General features: G+C 68.8%; 12 protein-coding genes and 8 pseudogenes. 8 read left to right on the forward strand and 12 right to left on the reverse strand.

Annotated features, from left to right (window positions below; genetic code table 11):
* The first annotated feature begins 58 nt into the window (after nucleotides 1-58).
* A pseudogene (locus EES42_RS35410) lies at nucleotides 59-648 on the forward strand (transposase).
* On the opposite strand, the gene EES42_RS35415 reads toward EES42_RS35410, so the two are convergent.
* The 6 genes and pseudogenes from EES42_RS35415 to EES42_RS35450 all read right to left on the reverse strand — a co-directional run.
* Nucleotides 643-1,221 (reverse strand): GNAT family N-acetyltransferase, encoded by a 579-nt coding sequence (locus EES42_RS35415; protein WP_124722360.1) that lies wholly within the window; start codon nucleotides 1,219-1,221, stop codon nucleotides 643-645. The pseudogene EES42_RS35410 and the gene EES42_RS35415 overlap by 6 nt on opposite strands.
* A 358-nt stretch (nucleotides 1,222-1,579) precedes the next feature.
* Entirely contained in the window at nucleotides 1,580-2,854 is a 1,275-nt protein-coding gene (locus EES42_RS35420; RefSeq protein WP_124722361.1) for an APC family permease, read from the reverse strand.
* Nucleotides 2,855-3,008: 154 nt separating this feature from the next.
* Complete coding sequence (locus EES42_RS35425) at nucleotides 3,009-3,422, reverse strand: arsenate reductase ArsC (RefSeq protein WP_124722362.1); 414 nt, start codon at nucleotides 3,420-3,422, stop codon at nucleotides 3,009-3,011.
* Nucleotides 3,415-4,497, reverse strand: a complete 1,083-nt coding sequence (arsB, locus tag EES42_RS35430) for an ACR3 family arsenite efflux transporter (protein WP_124722599.1) — start codon at nucleotides 4,495-4,497, stop codon at nucleotides 3,415-3,417. Before arsB ends, EES42_RS35425 begins: the two co-directional genes overlap by 8 nt.
* Before the next feature lie 29 nt (nucleotides 4,498-4,526).
* Nucleotides 4,527-4,919, reverse strand: coding sequence for an ArsR/SmtB family transcription factor (locus EES42_RS35435; protein ID WP_124722363.1), 393 nt, complete (start codon nucleotides 4,917-4,919; stop codon nucleotides 4,527-4,529).
* Between the two features lie 511 nt (nucleotides 4,920-5,430).
* A pseudogene (locus EES42_RS35450) lies at nucleotides 5,431-6,040 on the reverse strand (DUF6192 family protein); the annotation flags it as partial.
* Here EES42_RS35450 and EES42_RS35455 point away from each other — a divergent pair.
* From EES42_RS35455 to EES42_RS35475, 5 genes and pseudogenes are all read left to right on the forward strand, one after another.
* Nucleotides 6,034-6,183, forward strand: a pseudogene (locus EES42_RS35455) (hydrolase); the annotation flags it as partial. The pseudogenes EES42_RS35450 and EES42_RS35455 sit on opposite strands and share 7 nt — an antisense overlap.
* 59 nt (nucleotides 6,184-6,242) lie before the next feature.
* The gene (locus tag EES42_RS35460; RefSeq protein ID WP_241196800.1) at nucleotides 6,243-6,749 is read left to right on the forward strand and encodes a hypothetical protein; all 507 of its coding nucleotides are present in this window, start codon (nucleotides 6,243-6,245) and stop codon (nucleotides 6,747-6,749) included.
* A 142-nt stretch (nucleotides 6,750-6,891) separates the two neighbouring features.
* Nucleotides 6,892-6,981 (forward strand): annotated as a pseudogene (locus tag EES42_RS46700) (integrase/recombinase); the annotation flags it as partial.
* Between the two features lie 253 nt (nucleotides 6,982-7,234).
* Nucleotides 7,235-7,480 (forward strand): hypothetical protein, encoded by a 246-nt coding sequence (locus tag EES42_RS35470; RefSeq protein WP_124722364.1) that lies wholly within the window; start codon nucleotides 7,235-7,237, stop codon nucleotides 7,478-7,480.
* Nucleotides 7,473-8,552: a response regulator gene (locus EES42_RS35475; RefSeq protein ID WP_124722365.1), complete on the forward strand. Its 1,080-nt coding sequence runs from the start codon at nucleotides 7,473-7,475 to the stop codon at nucleotides 8,550-8,552. The genes EES42_RS35470 and EES42_RS35475 overlap by 8 nt, the downstream gene beginning before the upstream one ends.
* Before the next feature lie 718 nt (nucleotides 8,553-9,270).
* Here the strand turns inward: EES42_RS35475 and EES42_RS35480 are convergent.
* From EES42_RS35480 to EES42_RS35490, 3 genes and pseudogenes are all read right to left on the reverse strand, one after another.
* The gene (locus tag EES42_RS35480; protein ID WP_124722601.1) at nucleotides 9,271-10,446 is read right to left on the reverse strand and encodes a cytochrome P450; all 1,176 of its coding nucleotides are present in this window, start codon (nucleotides 10,444-10,446) and stop codon (nucleotides 9,271-9,273) included.
* Nucleotides 10,447-10,719: 273 nt separating this feature from the next.
* A pseudogene (locus tag EES42_RS46705) lies at nucleotides 10,720-10,851 on the reverse strand (epimerase); the annotation flags it as partial.
* A 687-nt stretch (nucleotides 10,852-11,538) separates the two neighbouring features.
* Nucleotides 11,539-11,763 (reverse strand): annotated as a pseudogene (locus EES42_RS35490) (IS5/IS1182 family transposase); the annotation flags it as partial.
* Nucleotides 11,764-11,861: 98 nt separating this feature from the next.
* Here EES42_RS35490 and EES42_RS35495 point away from each other — a divergent pair.
* Complete coding sequence (locus EES42_RS35495; RefSeq protein ID WP_124722366.1) at nucleotides 11,862-12,794, forward strand: FAD-dependent oxidoreductase; 933 nt, start codon at nucleotides 11,862-11,864, stop codon at nucleotides 12,792-12,794.
* Between the two features lie 176 nt (nucleotides 12,795-12,970).
* Here the strand turns inward: EES42_RS35495 and EES42_RS35500 are convergent.
* Nucleotides 12,971-13,254: pseudogene (locus EES42_RS35500) on the reverse strand (4a-hydroxytetrahydrobiopterin dehydratase).
* 390 nt (nucleotides 13,255-13,644) lie between these two features.
* On the opposite strand from EES42_RS35500, the pseudogene EES42_RS35510 reads away from it, so the two are divergent.
* A pseudogene (locus EES42_RS35510) lies at nucleotides 13,645-13,982 on the forward strand (transposase family protein); the annotation flags it as partial.
* 13 nt (nucleotides 13,983-13,995) lie between these two features.
* On the opposite strand, the gene EES42_RS35515 reads toward EES42_RS35510, so the two are convergent.
* Nucleotides 13,996-14,484, reverse strand: a complete 489-nt coding sequence (locus EES42_RS35515; protein WP_241196801.1) for a hypothetical protein — start codon at nucleotides 14,482-14,484, stop codon at nucleotides 13,996-13,998.
* Between the two features lie 441 nt (nucleotides 14,485-14,925).
* Nucleotides 14,926-15,291 carry an iron chaperone gene (locus EES42_RS35520; protein WP_124722367.1) on the reverse strand — a complete coding sequence of 122 codons (366 nt, stop codon included), beginning with the start codon at nucleotides 15,289-15,291 and terminating at the stop codon, nucleotides 14,926-14,928.
* Between the last annotated feature and the right edge of the window lie 271 nt (nucleotides 15,292-15,562).

The raw sequence follows: 15,562 nt of genomic DNA on the forward strand, positions 1-15,562 counted from the left end.
CCCTAGGCCTGTCCGGCGGATCTTGTGACCTTCTCGCCCTCGGTTCATTGGCATGCTCATGGAGTGGGGAGATCTGACGGTCGAGGAGTGGGCCCGGCTGAAGCTTCATCTGCCGAAGTCCGGGTAACGGGGCGGACGTTGGGAAGGTCATCGCAGAGTGATCAACGGGATTCTCTTCCGGCTGCGCACCGGGGTGCCGTGGCGGGATCTGCCGACGCGTTTCGGAAGATGGAAGACCGTGTACGAGAGGCACAGACGATGGTCCGCGGACGGCGCCTGGGAGAAGGCCTTCGCGGCTGTCCTGGCCGATGCCGATGCCGACGCCGAGGGCCGCATCGACTGGTCGATGGTGAGCGTGGACTCCACGCATACTCCTCCCGGCGCAACCGCCGCTACCTGCGCAGGCGCCAGATCAAGCACATCATCCCCGAGCCGAGCAGCCAGCGGGCCAACCGCAAGCGCCGCGGCAACCGCGGCGGTCGGCCCACCGTCTTGGACAAGACGATCTACAAGCGCAGGAACGAAGTTGAGCGAACGATCAACGCTCTCAAGAACTCACGGGCCGTGGCCATGAGATTCGACAAACGCGCCTACGTGTTCCACGGCACCGTCACTGTGGCCTTCATTCGGCTCTGGCTGCGCTCATGAGATGTCGGACAGAACCTTGGGCTTGTCGAGAACCATCTCGCGCTCCGCCTTGGAAGGATCGCCCTTCATCGGGACGGTTTCTCCGGAGCGAACGAATCCATACCGCTGGTAGAAGCTCTCGGCCCGCGCGTTGTCCTCGTGGACGTACAAGCGCACCCGCGCCACTTCCGCGACCGACCATGCCCACCCGACGGCGGTCTCGAAGAGTGCGTCGATCACACCGCTTCCGCGGTACTCGGGGCGAACGAAGACACCGACGATGTGTGCTTGGCGCTGCTGAACGGCCCCGCCGAACACATCACCGCTGCCCGCGTCCTCGATCAGCACGGTCACTGTGCCGCTCCAGGCCCCGTCTTGGCCCTCAGCCACGAACTGCCGCGCCCGCGTCCCGCCGGCCGCCCCCTTGGCCCGTTCCTGCCAGAAGGAGTCCGGCTCTGTGGCTGCCTGCTCGTACGTCTCAAGAAAGGCGATCGGCGCTGCCGGATCCTTCAGTGCCAAGAGCCGCAGCTCCTTCGCCTTGGGCCACTCATCGGCACGTATCGGACGGACGGCATCGCGCAAAACCTGGTTCATGCTGCCGCACCCTACGGGAAGTCCATTCCGCGGTACTACGGCATTTCCACAGGTCCCCGTCCTGCACCGATGCTTGTGCATCAGTGCTCCCCGGACTCGGGGCGGTCGCAAGATCCGCCAGACAGGCCCTCCGTCGGGGCGTGAGCATGATGCAGAACTCGCAGCCCGCCGAACGCTGCGGCGTCCCGAAAGCCTCTTGTCCGGCGCGAAGGTCGAGCCGGTTTCGGCTCGGCGTGCGCCTGGTCCCGTTCACCGGCGCCGGCAGCGGTGACTGCGCCGTACGGCTGAGGGGGCCGTGTGCTCTGTCGGCGCGGTGGTGCCGGGGCAGTGGATTGCCGGCGTAGCGATACGTGGAGTGTCAGTGGCCCGCGTTGCCGGTACTGAGCTTCCGTAGACGGTAGAGGGCGGCCCCGAGGACGAGGACGGCAGTGCCGGAGACCACGGTGCTCAGGGGGAGGGCGAAGGCCAGGGCCGCGCAGCCGGCCAGGCCGATGACGGGAATGAGCCGGTTGGGCCTGCCCTCTTCCTCGGTGAGGCTCCAGGCGGAGGCGTTGGCGATGGCGTAGTAGGCCAGGACGCCGAAGGAGGAGAAGCCGATGGCGCCGCGTACGTCGGTGGTCGCGGCGAGGAGGGCGACGATGGCGCCGACGGTCAGTTCGGCGCGGTGGGGGACGCCGAAGCGGGGATGGACGGTGGCCAGGGCGTGCGGCAGGTAGCGGTCGCGGGCCATGGCCAGGGTGGTGCGGGAGACGCCGAGGATCAGCGCGAGCAGAGAGCCGAGGGCGGCGACGGCGCCGCCCACGCGGACGACGGGCACCAGCCGGCTCGCTCCTGAGGCCCGCACAGTGTCCGTCAACGGGGCGGCCGCGTCCGCCAGTCCGGCGGGTCCCAGCACCGTCAGGGCGGCGACGGCGATGAGGCTGTAGACGGCGAGGGTGATGCCGAGGGCGATCGGGATGGCGCGCGGGATGGTGCGGGCGGGGTCGCGGACTTCCTCGCCGAGGGTGGCGATGCGGGCGTATCCGGCGAACGCGAAGAACAGCAGGCCCGCGGCCTGGAGCACGCCGGTGACGGTGGCGTCCGGGCCGATGTCCAGCCGCGCGGTGTCCGCGCCCGCGGAGGTCAGGGCGGTGACGGCCACGGCGGCGAGCACGGCCAGGACGACCGCGACGATGACGCGGGTCAGGAGTGCGGACTTCTGCACCCCGGCGTAGTTCACCGCGGTCAGCGCAGCCACGGCAGCCACGGCGACCGCGTGGGCCTGGCCGGGCCAGAGGTAGGCGCCGACGGTCAGAGCCATGGCCGCGCAGGAGGCGGTCTTGCCGACCACGAACGCCCAGCCGGCCAGGTAGCCCCAGAAGGCGCCCAGGCGTTCGCGGCCGTAGACGTAGGTGCCGCCGGACTGCGGGTAGCGGGCGGCCAGCCGCGCCGAGGACGTCGCGTTGCAGTAGGCCACGACCGCGGCCAGGGCCAGAGCGGGCAGCAGCCCGGAACCTGCGGCCCCGGCCGCCGGACCGAGCGCAGCGAAGATCCCGGCTCCGATCATCGAGCCCAGGCCGATCACCACCGCATCGGACACCCCCAGGCGGCGCCTCATCCCGCCTTCGGCCGTCGGCACGCTCCCCGCGTTCATCGCTCGCTCCTTCTGCTAACGGCCTTCGGACCCGGCGCACCGTAGCCGGGGAAGATGACGGGCCGGGGTCGCCGCCGGAGCATCGGAGTCGGAGTGGCCCCTGTCGACGTGCCGGGCGACGACCGGGCCCGGATCGGTGCGGCTGCGGGTGGTGTCAGTGGAGCTGGAGTTCGGTGAGCAGGCCGCGGACGCGGCGTTCGATCTCGTCCCGGATCGGGCGGACCGCCTCAACGCCCTGTCCGGCCGGGTCGTCGAGCCGCCAGTCGAAATAGCGCTTGCCGGGGAAGACGGGGCAGGTGTCCCCGCAGCCCATGGTGATCACCACGTCGGACGCCTGGACGGCCTCGGTGGTCAGGATCCTCGGGGTCTGGGCGGACATGTCGATGCCCGCCTCGGCCATCGCGGCGACCGCGGCCGGGTTCACTGTGTCGGCCGGTGCGGACCCGGCGGAGCGGACCTCGATCCGGTCGCCTGCGAGATGGGTGAGGAAGGCGGCGGCCATCTGCGAGCGGCCCGCGTTGTGGACGCACACGAACAGCACCGACACCTTGGGCTGGAGGTCAGACACGGGCGGAACCTTCCGGGGCGGCAGCCGAGACGGTCGCCGGTTGGGGTTGGGGGAAGTAGCGGCGGGCGGCGAGGGCGACGTGGACGAGGCCGATGAGGACAGGGACCTCGATGAGGGGGCCGACGACTCCGGCGAGGGCTTGGCCGGAGGTGGCGCCGAAGGTGGCGATGGCGACGGCGATGGCGAGTTCGAAGTTGTTGCCCGCCGCGGTGAAGGCGAGCGTGGTGGCCTTTGGGTAGTCCAGGCCGACCGTGCGGCCGGCGACCATCGATCCGGTCCACATCAGCGCGAAGTACACCAACAGCGGCAGCGCGATGCGGGCGACCTCCAGGGGCTTGGAGGTGATGGCGTCGCCCTGGAGGGCGAAGAGCACGACGACGGTGAACAGCAGTCCGTACAGGGCGAACGGCCCGAGACGCGGGATCAGCCTGGTCTCGTACCAGGCGCGGCCCTTGGCCTTCTCGCCCAGGCGGCGGGTGAGGAACCCGGCCAGCAGTGGGATGCCGAGGAAGATCAGCACGGAGCGGGCGATCTCCCACACGGACACGTCGAGAGTGGTCTGCTCCAGGCCGAGCCAGCCGGGCAGGACGCCCAGGTAGAACCAGCCGAGTCCGGCGAACGCGATGACCTGGAAGACCGAGTTCAGGGCGACGAGGACGGCGGCGGCTTCGCGGTCGCCGCAGGCCAGGTCGTTCCAGATGATGACCATGGCGATGCAGCGGGCGAGGCCGACGATGATCAGGCCGGTGCGGTACTCGGGCAGGTCCGGCAGGAAGATCCAGGCGAGCGCGAACATGAGCGCCGGGCCGACGATCCAGTTCAGGACCAGGGACGGGATCAGCAGGCGGCGGTCGCGGGTGACGGTGTCGAGGCGGTCGTAACGGACCTTGGCAAGGACCGGGTACATCATCACGAGCAGGCCGAGCGCGATCGGCAGCGAGACGCCGGTGACGGTGACCTTCGCGAGCGCGTCCCCCAGACCTGGGACGAGACGGCCAAGTCCCAGGCCGGCAGCCATCGCGGCCAGGATCCACACGGCGAGGAAGCGGTCCAGGAACGACAGCCGCCCGGCCATCGGCCCCGACGCGGTGATGGTCGTATCGCTCACGAGGTGGTCCCGGCGGGCTCGGTGGCGCGGGCGGTCGGACGGGTGAGGACGGCGGCGAGCCGGTCCGTGGACTCCGGCAGCAGCCGGTAGTACACCCACGTGCCCCGCCGCTCGGAGTCGATCAGCCCGGCCTGCTTCAGCAGCTTCAGGTGGTGGGAGATCGTCGGCTGTGACAGGTCGAACGCAGGGGTGAGGTCGCAGACGCAGATCTCCCCGCCGTCCCGCGAGGCGATCATCGACAGCAGCCGCAGTCTCACCGGGTCGCCCAGCGCCTTGAACACCTTCGCCAGGCCAGTGGCGGCCTCTTCGTCCAGGGGGGCGGTCAACAGGGTCGGGCAGCAGCCGTCGGCCGTCTCCTGACCGAGCACCACAAGCTCTTGTTTCGGCATGCCTCTATGTTGATGTTTTTCGATCCAAGGCGCAAGGTTGAATCGAAGAACATGAATCCAGTGATGTCCGGGCCTCGCCGGGCGCTGCGCTTGAGGAGCGAGGGCCATGACCGAAGAAAGTCGTTTGCGCTACTGGTGAAGACCAGCACCGCAGCACGACGGTCACTGCGATCCGCAACACGCCTCTGGAACGGGTGGTCTTCGGAGGTGCTGCCCGGTTCGGCCGTGCAGAGGCTCAGGTCGTGCACAGCTCGCTGTGAAACGGGCAGGTGAATGTCCCCGACTCCGTCATAAAGCACCCCACCGACGCGCTGGTCCGCACCACCGCCTCCTGCATCTGCGGCAGCGACCCGCACCCCCTACGGCTCGATGAAGCCCGAGGACGGGCCCGCCCGCATGGGCCACGAGTTCATCGGCATCGTCGAGGACAGCGGTACGGAGGTGACCACCGTGAAGCGCGGCGACCTGGTCGTCGCCTCCTTGCCCCGGCGCCGGGAGGCGCGAGGCATGGCTACTGGCCCCGCAGCATGCGGGCGAGTTCGTCGTCCATGTCGACCTTGCCGGTGTCGACCGCGTTCTCGATCCAGTCGAGCGTCGCCCTCGCCTTGGCGACGTTCTGGTGCACGATCGTGGCTTCGTCCTCGCTCAGGGTGCGGTCGCGCAGGCACGGGACGGTCCGGCCGGCCGCAGCGACGAAGGAGCGGCAGGCGGTGACCAGGTCGAGGAACTCCACCGTCCGGTCGATCTTCTTCACCGTCGGCGCGACGGCGCTAGTGTCCTCGAAGTGCTCGCGTGCTTGCCGGGACCGCTCGTTCTGGGCACGGTTGACCTAGAAACGGGCAGTGTCGTCGCACTTCCCTGGTCACTGCTGCGGCGACCCGGTCGTCCTGCGCGAGCGAATGGATGGCGGTGACCTTCTCCTGGGGAGTCACCGGCGTCTCGACCCGGTTGCCGACCCGGCGTTTGGCGTCGTCGGCGGTCCAGCGGGTCCTGCCCTCGGGCAGGACCAGGATCGCGGCGCAACGCTCCTCGTCGACCTCGATGTGGGCCAGGATTCGGTGAACGGTGTGGGAGACGCCCGTCTGGCGGTGAACGGCCGGCCAGCGCGAGGACGCTGGCCATGACCCGCGCCGACGGCAAGCGGCAGATGGCGGTCGCACTGAACATGCAGAGGTGGAACGGTCTCGACTCCTCCGGCAAGCCGCAGCCCCATCCCATCGACGACGCGCTCGCGACTCTGTACCGCGTGGCGATGTACGGCTGACCGGACTGCCACCGGCCCGCTCGACCGAGACGCGCCGTGAAGGGAGTCATGGGCGAGTGATGTCGACCGAAGCAGCAGCACTCGCCCTACAGGACCACGCCGCCCTCTGGAGCATGGGCGATATCCGTGCGACCGATGTCGTCACCGGCGTCTGCGATGCGCTTGTCGTCGGCCTCGCCAGTCCCGCCCTGCGGATGCTGGCCGCATGCACACGTGCGGAGGCGGATTACGGCGTCCCCGGCCTGCTTCCCCCAGCACTCGATGAACTGGGACTCATCTTCCACCCAGTGGGCAGCCTGGCCGGACAGGAAGCCGCCGCACGAGCACTTGCCGCCCGAATGCCGGCCGGCGAGTTGACGCCACGCGAGCTGGTTTTCCGGATCCACCAGCGCTTCGGGCACGAACTGCCCTTGGCCGAACGACTCGCCAAGCTGGACGACGAGTACGACATCCGCGAATACGGCGACAGAACACCGGCACAGGTCGACGCCGACGTTCCGGCGGAGGTTCTTCTGTTCGCTCAGCATCCCCGTGTTACCCCCGAACCCACGGATCCACTGACCTGAAACACACCGGTGGATCCTTGGGTTCGCGCTGAAGAGACTTCGGTTTCCGTCAACCCACGGGGCTCCAGGGGGCTGAGGAACATCCGTGTCAGATTGTGCGCCAAGTGTTCGTCGGCCCTGGTGGGCGGCTGACGGGGTGTCGTTGTCGTGGCCGGCCTGGTGCGAGGAGTACGGCCACGACGGCCCCGCGGTCCCGGCCTGGACGAAGCGGTCGGCGGTGCCGGACTCCGACCACGGCCGCGTATGCGTTGCTGAACTACCGGCAGCGTTGCAGTGCAACGGCCGCAACAGATCGGCCCGTCACCGCCCTGATCAGCCAGAACGTCCACGCCTGGGGAGCAACAAGAACCCACCGTTGCAGCCTGTCCACCGATCACGGACCGCAACGGCTCCAGCGTCCCCCATCCTGTGAATCCCCTTCCGCAATCCCCTGGACGGGTGACAAGCCCCCATCGCTGCGATGGGCTGAGCGAACGGAGACCCTGGTGGACGAGCCGCTGCTGTCACTGAGAACGACCTTGGTATTCCTGCTCGCATTACTCGCCGGCACGACAGCGGGAACCCTGACTGCACTCGCGGGTGAGGGAACGCCGCACAGCCTGCTGGCGGGCCTTGCCGCCGCAGGACTGGCGGTTCCCTTCTTCAACCGTCTCATCGACGCCGAGGGCAGCCAGAGTCAACAGCGCGAGCGTGCGGACGCCGACGCCGGGGAAGGACCGGGAAATGGGTGAGCTGCGACCGCTGGGAGACGATCTCACGGATGCCTCCCGCGCTCTCGCCCAGGCCCTGCGGGAGCTGTTCGAGGGCATGGATGTGTCCGTACGCCGGTACGCGGCCCGGCATCAGCGTGATCCGGGAACGTTCTCGCGCTACCTGAACGGCACCCGCTTACCCCCGTGGCAGGTGATCACAGACCTCTTCACCGACCTCGCCGAGCACCGAGGTGCCGCAGTCACCACCGACGCCATCGAGTTCGTACGCGGACTGTACGGGTCGGCCGTCGACGCCGGATCCTCTCCCAAGCACGCGGTCGAGATCCTGGAACAGCAACTGGCCGACGCCGACTGGGCATCCCGGCGATCGAGCGTCCGCGGTGACGTCCTGGGCGATGCCCTGCTGGACCGCACGCACCGCATCGCGGACCTGGAGGTACGTCTCAGCCAGCTGGAGGCCGACCGGATTGCCGAACGTAAACGGGCCGACGAGCTCGCCACGGCCCACCCCGACGTCTCCGGGCTCCTGCAGGAACGCAACGCCCTGCAGCTCGACGTACAGCGGCTGAGTGCGGAGCTCCGCGAGGCACAAGCGCTGCGGGTCGCCGCCGAGGACCGCTGCAATCTGCTCGAACGCCAGCTGGACGCCGTCGAGAAGTCCACGGTCTCGCTGCCCGCCGCCACGTCTCAGGACATGCCCAAGATCCTCGTCGTCGATGACCAGCCGGGCAATCTCCTCGCGATGACCGCGGTACTGGCGTCCCTCGACCAGGAGCTCGTCACCGTCTCCTCCGGACGCGAAGCACTCAAAGCGCTCCTCGACCACGAAGACTTCGCGGTCATCATCATGGACGTCCAGATGCCGGAGATGGACGGCTACGAAACGTGCGCGCACATCAAGCGCCGCGCCCGAAACCGCGACGTCCCCATCATCTTCCTCACCGCGATGGGCGTGGATTCCGAGCACTCCGCCCGCGGATACGCCGCCGGCGCCGTCGACTACATCAGCAAACCTTTCGACCCCTGGGCCCTGCGCGCCAAAGTCGCCGTATTCACCTCCATCTACCTGGAACGCCGCGCCCAGCAGTGATCCCCGCACCATGGGCAACTGCGGCACAGCCGGGGACAGCGGGGCCAACAGGTCCAAAGCGGCGTGAGGTGCGCGGGGTGGCGTGGGCGAGCAGGCAGGATGCTTCGAAAGCGTCGAACTGCACCTGGTACTCAACCCACGCCTCGCACAGCAGGCACTGAGCCCGGGACGACCGTCCGGCGGGGCCGGAAGGGTGAAGCCTCTCGCCCTCAACCCTCCCGGCAGACGTGGTGTCCGGCCTCAGTCATGGAAGGCAGGTATCCCGTACGCCAAGACGACCAACGTGTTGGCCAGGCCCGGCCGGTATGCATGCCGCCGAAGTGAGGCTGCAGCCCCTGGACGAGTACGGCGAGCGCACCGTCACCGACATCCACGGACCCGACGCACCGGTTGCTCTCCGGACCCGCCGACGGCTGGACTCCCGTGCCCGGAACATGTGAATCGCCCAAATGAGGCCGGTCGATGCGGCATCGAAGCAGTCAATGTCGTCCGAGTCGTCATCGAGCCATGCGGGCAGGGCGAGTTGGGCATGTGCGGCGGGGTGAGGATGCCGGCGATCTCGGCCAGGTCGACGTGTCCCGGGTTGCGCCAGAAGCAGCGTCATGGCGGTGAACGGGGCGTCACACGTTCCCCACGGCGACAACCGGGTCGTGAGGAGCGTTCTCACCGGTATCCATCGGTCCACAGAGCCGGTGCGCTTCGGCGGGCTGCCGTTCTGTCACCAGGTGGCCGGTAGGTGCAGCGGGCTGCGGGTGATGGAGCCCGATCGCCATTCGGTGGCGTTCGGCGGGGTGGTGAGGTGGAGGCCAGGGAGGCGAGCGGCCAGGCGGTGGAGGCCGTGGCGGAGTTCCGTGCGGGCGAGCCAGGCACCCGGGCAGTAGTGCGGACCGGCTCCGAAGGCCAGGGTCGGGTTCTCCAGCGGTGTGAAAAGGTCGGAGAAGGGGGCGGGGAAGGCTTCGGGGTCGTGGCCGGCCGTGAGCCGGTCGGCCATGACGATGTCGCCGGAGCGGATGGTCACACCGCAGATCTCGGCGTCTTCGGTGGCGTACAGGGGCCGGGGGCGCTGCGGGTCGCCCACCGGGATGAGGTGGAGCAGGCGTTCGGTCAGAGCACCGGCCGCGGTCTCGTCGGCTCCCAGGCGGGCCCAGTCCTGGGGGCGTTCGGCCAGGAGGAAGAGCAGGATGTTGCCCAGCATCGTCGATGTGGTGTGGTGCCCGCCCACCACCAGCAGGTTGACCAGCGCGATGAGCTGCCGCTCGGGGACGCTGCCGTCGCGATCGGCTGCCTCCACGACGACGCTGACCAAGTCCTCTCCCGGCGTGCGCCGTCGTCTGGCCACGATGTCGGCTGTGAACTCCGCGAGCTCCCGGGTCGCGTCTGCGACCTCCGCGGCATCGCGCGTGGTGTCGGCCAGGGCGTGTGCAGCCCACCGGATCAGCTGTTCCTCGTCTACATCCGGAATGTCCAGCAGCCGGCTCATGACCATGATGGGGAGAGGATTCGTGAAGCCGTCGACCAGGTCCGCCGGTGATCCCCGTTCGACCAGTTCGTCCAGCACCTGGTCGATGGCGTCGACCACCCACGGTTCCATGTGGCCGACGGCTCGTGGATTGAGCATCCGCTGGAAGAGGTGGCGCAGTCGCAGATGCTCGGCGCCCTCCTGGCGGGGAAGGGCGTCCGGGCTGTTCGCCAGGTTGGAGGCGATCGGGAGCGGGGCGTTTGATCCTCGTGGTGGAGAGCGCCTGAAGCGGGTGTCGTCCAGCACCTGGTAGACGTCGGCGTAGCGGGTCAGGAGCCAGGCCGGGGTGCCGTCGGCCAGTGTCGTGCGTCTGGGCGGGCCGGGATCGTCGAATCGCAACCGGTGCAGGGGAGGGCAGGGCTCGGATGCGTTCACGGCCGGTCGTTTCCTTTCACAGTTCGGGGGTTGTCCCTCTCCGGAATTCGAGTTTGGTGTCTCCGCCGGAGAGAGAATCGGTGGTTCAGTCCGAAGACTGTTCGTCGTGTGTGAGGGCAGGGGGGTTGCCTCAACGGGTTCAACGGGTTCGGAGGGGGGCGATCGGCTCGTTCTGCGGGGCGGCGCAGAGCCGCCGTCCCCAGGGGCGGCGGGGTGGACCGGCCCGGTGCCCGGACCGTCGCGGAACCAGCCCGGGCGTACCACGGAGCAGTCCAGGGCCGGGTGGGCCAGCAGGTCTCGGCCGGCCCTGCCCCTGGCTCGCAGGAAGGACTGCACGAGTGGATCGGCCGGGTGGTTCTTGGCCGGGCCCGCGCCCATGGCAGAGAGCAGGACGAAGCGGCGCACCCCGGCGAGCTGTGCCGCGTCCGCGACGGCGAGGACCGCGCCGTGGCCGGCCGTGGGTTCGCCTGCCCCGGGGCGTCACCGAGCCCCGCACCGGCGACGAAGAGCGCCGCCTGCACACCGGCCGGCACCTGCGCGAGCTGTCCGGCAGTGGCCAAGGCGCGGTCCGCAACGACCGGCACGGTGTCGGCGGCCCGCACATCAGCCGCCTGCTCGGGCTGTCGGATGATCCCGGACACTCGTCGGCTCCGTTCCGTTGGCAGACCGGACGTCAGGAGCACGCCCCTGCCGTGGGCCGCGCGCAATGACAACCGACATGCCCACACCGTACGAGCGAGGCATCCGATCACCGGCCACCGCCGCGCGCCGGGGGGCCGGACGAGTGCCCAGGGCGGCTCACGCGGACAGCGGCGGCGTGGCCGCCCCTCGGGCGGGCGACAGCGGACTCGCCGCGCGACCGACAGAGCCGGGCGGTCATGGTGTTGTGACGGCGAGGCTGCTCGGCAGTAGCACGGCATGTTCGGAGGCAACTCTGTGCTGCTCCGGTACGGTGCCCCGGCGCCACCGTCCGTGGGGCCTGCTCCTGCTGCGTGGGCCGTGACGGGCTGAAGGTTGAACTTCAGACTGCCCCGGACGGCACAGACCCGACGGCCCTGCTCTCTGGACTCGGTGCGGCTTCAATGAGCTTCTTCAGCGTTGCCGCCCCAGGGCGAGGATGGCCTTGGCGATCGACGTCATTCGACTCGGGCTGCAGCGTGACCTGTGCGAGATGTGCCAGGACTTCAGCCTCGCGACGCCGCGCTCGACCGGCGCTCGTGCAGCGGCCGGTACCCGGTTGCGGGTCCTCTCGGTGGGGTAAGCCCCCGCAGGGGCTCTGCGTTTGATGCCGGTGGTCAGCCATGGGCCGACGCCCTGCGAACCGCTCACGCCGAACAGGTCACAACCCGTCACCACAGAGCCTGTGGTGGGACAGCACACTGCGTACGCAGGAGCCCCGGTGCTGGAATAGCCCCATGGCCGACACACCGACCCACACCGAATCGCCCATCACCCACGACACCGACCTGATCATCATCGGCGGCGGACCGGCCGGCTGCGCCGCCGCCCGCATGGCCGCCAGTGTCGGCATGCGTTCGGTCCTGATCGAGCCGGACACCCTGTGCCGCAACCTGTACCGCATCCCGGCGCTGAACAACGTCCTCGGCGGCTGCACCAGCGGCCCCGAGCTCGCCGACTCCATCACCACGGAGCTGCAGAGCACCCAGCTGTGCCGCCTGGAGCTCGGCCGCCACGCTGCCGAACTCCGCGCCGCCGACGACCACGTCACCGTCACACTGGACACCGGCACTCGCCTGACCGCTCCGTACGCGGTTGTCGCCACCGGCGTCGGCCCCCTCCAACCACGGGACGTCGCCTGGATCACCGCCCCCAGCGGCCTCACCCTGCCCCCGCTCTGGCAGGCCGACACGGACGACGCCGAAGGCCGCACCCTCCTCGTCCTCGGCGGCGACCGCCCCATCGGCACCTTCCTGCGCGCCCACCCGACCACCGAAACCCGCCTGCTCGTCGCTCACCCCAAGGCCGACGAGTACAAGACCGAGGAGATCCGCGACGACCCCCGCGTCACACTCCTGCCCGTCGAGCACCTGACCCTCCACCCCTTCGAAGGAGCCACGGTGACAGCGGACACGGTGAGCCGGGACGGCGGACAACGCGCGGTCACGGCGGACGCCGTCTACGTGAGCATCGGGAACGCGCCCACCGCCCCGTCCGGCGACCTCAGCCGCGACGCGGACGGCTACTGCCCGCCGACCGGCCAGCACCCCCGCATCCTCGTGGCCGGCGACCTGCGCTCCGCCCGCTTCCAACGGATCATGACCGCCCTGGGCTCCGGCAGCGAGGCCGCGCTGCACGCCTACTATGCCGCGCGGGAGCTGCTGCCCTGATACGTGGAGGCCGGCTCGGGACCATCCCCGCGGGTGCGTGGAACAGTCCCGCCCCAGCCCATCCCCGGGCCCGAGCGTGCCCGGACTGCTGGCCGACCGCCGCCGATCATGAACAACGCACCCTTTCGCCTTGGCGAATTCCAGGGGGCGGATTCGTGCGGCCGGGAATCGGCCGGTCAGTAATCGATGGGCTCGGCACCGTGCGCGGCCGCGATCTCGTCGATGCGCTTCGCGAGGTCGAAGTCGGAGTCGGTCAGCTTGTGGCCCGCATCGTGCGTAGTGATCCCGAACCGGATCGTGTCCCACCGCAGATCGATGTCGGCGTGGCGTCCGATGAGCCGCTCCACATCAGCAACGTGCACGATCATCGCGACGCCACCGTGATCCGGATACCGAGAGACAGTGTGATCTCATCACCCACCCTCGACCAGCCGCAGAGGTCCAGGAGCCACCCCTCGATCGCTGCCCGTCCGCGGCACCGGTTCCTTGGCCACGCTCAGCTCCCCCTGCTCACGCGCTCCGGACCCCCGGCAAGATCCCGGCCGGCCGGAGCATCCTGCCACGGCCGCATCGAACGCTCCGGGAGGACGACCAGTTCCCTGCATCCTGTTCCCTGCGCACCCTGGCCGAGCGGGTCTTCACCGCGATCGTCGCCACGGCCCGGGCAATCTCCACTGCTTGATCCGGCTCCCGCGCCGCCGCCGCAGCTGTTGCCTGCCGGGCCATGCCCCCCGCGGTCCCGGCGGCCGGTCTCCGAACGGTCGAGAGGACTCGCGACCAGAGTGCGCCGGCCTCCGCACCGAGGCCGAGCCGTCCGTAGCAGGTGGCCCGCTGCACCTCCAGGTATCCTCTGCTCGGGGCCTCGCCGGCTCTGCCCGGATCGGCTCACGACCTGACCGCCGCGCGACAGCACAGATCATCGAAGCACTTTCCGAAGCAGGACTCCGGTGTTGGGCGGACAAGGCGTATCAAGGCGCCGGCGGACCCGTCCGAGTTCCGTTTCGCGGCCGGCGCCTCAAGATGTGGAAGCGTCGCCACCACACATCCCACGCGAAGTTCCGCTGTCTCGGCGAGCAGGCCATGGCCACACTCAAAGGCTGGCACCTGCTACGCAAGCTCCGCTACAACACCAACCGAATCACCGACGTGGTGAAGGCCGTCCTTGTCCTTCACCACGCATCAACATGAGGTGGGGCATCGCTCAATACGTCAGCCACTCCGTGTCGGGGATCAAGTCCTCGATCCATTCCTGGCCTCGCATGGCCCACTGAGGCGCAAGGAACACTGGGCGACAGCGGGCGTGGTCACCGTTCTGCTGGCAGCGCAGGACCAGTCCCAGACTGAGGAGATACGGCTCCCCGCGGGGCCCGAAGCGTAGGCCATCGACGTACTCGGGCAGAGTCGGATCCTCAAGTGTTGACGCGGTCTCCTTGAGCCAGGTTTCGAGTTCCGAGGGCAGCCGGCCAACCAGAGGAGTGCCGTCGAGGCTGACCTGTGGGCCCCGGCAGGCGTCGACAGCTACTGCGGCGAGGGTCTGGGTCTTCTGGTCGTAGTAGGTGTCGATGCCAACGCCGTCGAAGGGATACCATCGCGCGTACTTCTTGGCGTCCCATGCCGTGATCGGCTCGCCCAGAGCGGCTGAGACTTCCTCCTTGCTCTGACCGAACCGTATGGGCCCTACGGACTTCAATGGGGCCCATGTCCACTCAGGACGCTCCCCGTCCCAGAGGAACCTTTCCGCCCACCAGACCAACGAACCCACCTCTGATCGAAACGTGCGTGCGAAGCATTCTTGCGAGGAGTGTTGCAGGCGGCACCATGCGCCTGCCTGCGGGGCCCATTCCAGAAATCCGGAACGGGCCCTCGGCGGCTGTGGTTGTGCCGCCTGGCCAAGGGGCGCGGGGATGCGGGCGAGGATCGAAAGTGCGGGCAGCGGCCCGGGTTGCGCCCACTCTGGTGGGTGGCACCGCACCCCCACGATGGTCCAAACAGCCCCCGTCCTTCATCACGCCTCAGGGTGAGGTTGGATAAGGCTCACTGTTCGCCTGCCTGATCCCCACGAGCCGTCCGAAGACCGTTTCACGACCTTGATCAACGCATTTGTCCGCGCGACCGCCATGCGTCGCAGTACTCAGCAGATCTTGCCCGGTTGGGCCGCCGTGGCCCTCAGTAGATCTCGGAGGAGCGCGAAGTCGATCTTCTCCGGCCTGCGGAAGCGTAGGCAGCCCTTGCCCATGTCATGGCCCGCCAGCTGCTCAGCGAATGCCTCGCGGACATCGCTGCGCATAAGGTAGAAGGAGATGTACTGCTTCTGGCTCGCAAAGGCGATCTCCCCGATGCCGTCCCGCTCATAGACGGGCATCCCGTACGCCATCACCTCGGTGAATCCCTGTAGCTCTGCACGGCACAGTTCACGCAGCCGGGTCAGAGCTACTTTGCGTTCCTCGGGCACCTCGGCGAGGTAGCCGTCGACGTCTTTTGCCTGGCTTTGCACCATGATCCGAGCGTAAGCGACACGAGACATTGGTCAACATCTCGAACAGCGCGCGAACGTCGTAATCGGCACAGGGCGTGCGGCTGCTCAGCTCGTCTGGACCTACCGCCGCGACCAGCTTCCCGGCTTGATCAAGTGCCCTGGCGAAGGTCGGACGCGGGTCATGGGCCAGTTCAGTTGCCGTGACGGGGAAACTACAAGGACACACTGACAGGCCCCGGCAATGGTGGTGGGCGGTCTTCCATCAAGGTGGGTGGTCTTCCATCAAATCGGG

Origin of the sequence: Streptomyces sp. ADI95-17, from assembly GCF_003846175.1 — a bacterium.
GTDB classification, from domain to species: domain Bacteria; phylum Actinomycetota; class Actinomycetes; order Streptomycetales; family Streptomycetaceae; genus Streptomyces; species Streptomyces sanglieri.